This is a genomic window from Mesorhizobium sp. M7A.F.Ca.US.006.04.2.1 (genome assembly GCF_004022915.1).
GTDB classification, from domain to species: Bacteria; Pseudomonadota; Alphaproteobacteria; order Rhizobiales; family Rhizobiaceae; genus Mesorhizobium; species Mesorhizobium ciceri.
In genome coordinates, this window is the sequence record NZ_RZQA01000722.1 from 1 (window position 1) to 3376 (window position 3376).

4 protein-coding genes are annotated in these 3376 nt (G+C 62.5%); 2 read left to right on the forward strand and 2 right to left on the reverse strand.

What is annotated here, in order from left to right; genetic code table 11:
• Positions 1–390 (reverse strand): hypothetical protein (locus tag EN925_RS28785; RefSeq protein ID WP_206632982.1); only part of this gene is annotated, 390 nt, incomplete at its 3' end.
• 216 nt (positions 391–606) lie between these two features.
• On the opposite strand from EN925_RS28785, the gene EN925_RS28790 reads away from it, so the two are divergent.
• Positions 607–1794, forward strand: coding sequence for an OmpA family protein (locus tag EN925_RS28790; protein ID WP_127384982.1), 1188 nt, complete (start codon positions 607–609; stop codon positions 1792–1794).
• A 305-nt stretch (positions 1795–2099) separates the two neighbouring features.
• Positions 2100–2615, forward strand: a complete 516-nt coding sequence (locus EN925_RS28795; protein ID WP_013530171.1) for a TIGR00645 family protein — start codon at positions 2100–2102, stop codon at positions 2613–2615.
• Between the two features lie 133 nt (positions 2616–2748).
• Here EN925_RS28795 and EN925_RS28800 read toward each other — a convergent pair.
• A partial coding sequence (locus EN925_RS28800; RefSeq protein ID WP_128337103.1) for an SDR family oxidoreductase occupies positions 2749–3376 on the reverse strand: 628 nt, incomplete at its 5' end.

Sequence of the window (3376 nt, forward strand, 5' to 3'; positions counted from 1 at the left end):
GAAGAACAGCAGCCGCGCAGGAAGAAGCGTGACCAGCAGCAGCAGACCGAGCAGGCGCCGGCCGAACAGGCAGCACCCGCAGAGGAACAGCAGCCGCGCAGGAAGAAGCGTGACCAGCAGCAGCAGACCGAGCAGGCGCCGGCCGAACAGGCAGCACCCGCAGAGGAACAGCAGCCGCGCAGAAAGAAGCGTGACCAGCAGCAGCAGACCGAGCAGGCGCCGGCCGAACAGGCAGCACCCGCAGGGGAACAGCAGCCGCTCAGGAAGAAGCGTGACCAGCAGCAGCAGACTGAGCAGACGCCGGCCGAACAGGTCGCGCCGGCCAACGACAATCAGCCCGGCGAGCAGGCCCAGCCGCGCAAGAAGAACAAGCAGGATCAGCAAGCCCAACCTGAAGTCGCCCCGGCGCCGAAGGAAGCTCCCGCTGGAGAGGCGACGGCCCCTGCCGGCGAGCAGCCGGCGGCCCAAGGCGAGCAGCCCCAGGACACGACGAAGAAGCACGGCAGGAAACCTGCTGGCGAGCAGCCGGCGACGGCCGAACAACCCGCCACCGGCGAACAACCGGCCAATGGTCAGACGGCAGCACCGGCACAGGGAGAAAACCCGGTGCAAGGCGAAGCACCGGCCGATCCAAACGCCGCTCCCATCCTGGACAGCCAGAAGGACGCCGAGCGCAGAGGCGGACGCAAGCAGGGCGACAAGATCGTCCCGCAGGATGGCGAGCAGCAGAATGGCGGGCAAAATACCCAGCAAGGTGGCGATCAGGGCCGCAAGCCGGTGGCTGCTCCCGTCGACCAGGGTCCGCCGCCCACCGACGACAGGGCCGCACAGCAGGAGATCAAGCCCGAGAAGATCGTCCCGGTGACCGAGGAGAAGGGCACGCGCGTAGAGCGTGCGCCCGATGAGATCGCCCGCGATCGTCGGCGTCCGAAAGGCGTCGACGTCGTCAGGAAACTCGGCGATCGCGTCATCCTGCAGTTCAACAACCAGACATTTGTCCAGAGCAATGATGCCCCGCGCGTCACCCGCGGTGCCAAAGAAGTCTACTATGAGGATCTGTCGGGCGATCGCACCCGGGAAATCGTCGAGCGCGACAACGGTGTCCGGATCGTCACCATCCGCAACCGCTATGGCGACGTTATCCAGCGTTCGCGCATTGCGCCGGATGGACGCGAATATGTGCTGAGCTATGTCGACGAGCGGCACTATGAGGATGACAGCGACTGGCGTGATCCCGGCGACGACCTGCCGCCGATGCGGCTGACCATCCCGCGCCGGGAATACATCCTCGATTCCGAGGACGTCGAGAGCCCCGATGACTACTACGAGTTCCTCGAACAGCCCCCGGTCGAGAAGGTCCAGCGCCTCTATTCGATCGACGAGGTCAAGCGTTCGGCCCGCGTGCGCGACATCGCACGTCGCGTCGATCTCGACACGCTCAACTTCGAATTCGGTTCGGCCTCCATCTCCGACACCGAGGTGCAGAAGCTCGAGGGCGTAGCGACGGCCATGGAGAAGCTGTTGAAGAAGAACCCGGCCGAGACCTTCCTGATCGAAGGTCACACCGACGCGGTCGGCACACCGGAGGCTAACCTCGCTCTTTCCGATCGCCGTGCGGAAGCGGTGGCGGAGGCTCTGACCAATGCCTTCGGCATCCCGCCGGAAAACCTGACGACACAGGGCTATGGCGAGGAGTATCTGAAGGTCAACACGGCGGCGCCCAACCGCGAGAACCGCCGCGTCGCCATCCGCCGCATCACCTCGCTGGTGGCACCGGTCGCCAGCAACAATTAGGTCATGATTTCAAAATCATGACCCGGTTTGTGGAATCGGCAAGAGAAGCATCCACCCCCGGCACAGCCGGGGGTGAATGGATGTGCGGGGTTCAACAAGAATTGTACGGGCGTTAGACACGGCTCATTGAATCGCGAGCGCAGCCACCCCAGATTCGGTGCTGGGCGTTCCCTGCCCCGTCCCGACTCCAGCGGGACGCATTGAGCCCCGCCGGACTTTGTTCGGCGGGGTTTTTTGTCTTGCAAACGGTGGCGGCCTCGTCGAATACGGCCATTGTCTGAGAGATAACCAGCCGGAATCATCCCATGAAGCGTCTCGAACTCGCCATCGAATCGATCATTCTCGCTTCACGCTGGCTGCTCGTCGTTTTCTATATAGGCCTGGCCCTGGCATTGGCCGTCTATGCGCTGTCCTTCGGCAAGAAGCTCTATGAGTTCATTAGCCTGGCGTTCACGCTCGGTGACACCGACACCATCCTGAAGATGCTCGGCTTGATCGATGCCGCGCTGGTTGCCTCGCTGGTGGTGATGGTCATCATCTCGGGCTACGAGAATTTCGTCAGCCGCTTCGACGACCAGGACGGCGGTGTGCACTGGCTGGGCACCATCGATGTCGGTTCGCTGAAGGTCAAGGTTGCCTCGACCATCGTCGCCATCTCGTCGATCCACCTCTTGCAGGTGTTCTTGAACTCATCGTCCTACACGACCGACCAGTTGATGTGGCTGACCATCATCCATCTCGCCTTCGTCGTCTCGGCGCTCATGCTCGCCTATATCGACCGGCTGATGGGCCTGAGCAAAGGCAAGAAGGACGAGGCGTGAGCCTGCGCCTGCCGGACGTTGAATCAATCCCGCAGGAACGATGCCCTACCGCCTTGTTCGAGCAGGGCTTTCCCATGACTCTGCTGGTGGCGAAGGGCTTGGCTCGACGCCCGTCGCGTCAAAACGAAGAGCTCTAGTAAATATTCCTGATCTTGCTGTCCGTGCGGGCAAACACCTCGTCGGGAACAAAAAAGTCGCCGGCCAGCGGCCCGGTCGCATCAGGCGCATAGATCGAGAAATCGCTGACGCCCTCGGCGCGCAGCACCTCTTCGTCGATGTAGAAATTGCCGGTCGCTTCGCGCGCCGGCCGCATGAAGATGGCATGCGCAGCATCGGCCATGATGTCGGGCAAACGGCTCATTGCCGCCACCGTCGCGCCGCCCAGCAGATTGCGCACGGCTGCCGTGTCGATGGTCGAAATCGGCCACAGTGAATTGACGGCGATGCCGTCCTTGGCGAACTCGGCGCTCATGCCCAGCGTGCACATCGACATGCCGAACTTGGCCATCGTGTAGGCGACATGATTCTTGAACCACTTGGCCTTCATGTCGAGCGGCGGTGCCAGATTCAGGATGTGAGGATTGCTGGCCAACTTCAGGTGCGGAATGCACATTTTGGACACCAGGAAGGTGCCGCGCGTGTTGATCTGATGCATCAGGTCGTAGCGCTTCATGTCGGTTTCCAGCGTGCCGGTGAGCTGGATGGCGCTGGCATTGTTGACGCAGATATCGATGCCGCCGAACTTTTCCACGGTCCTGGCG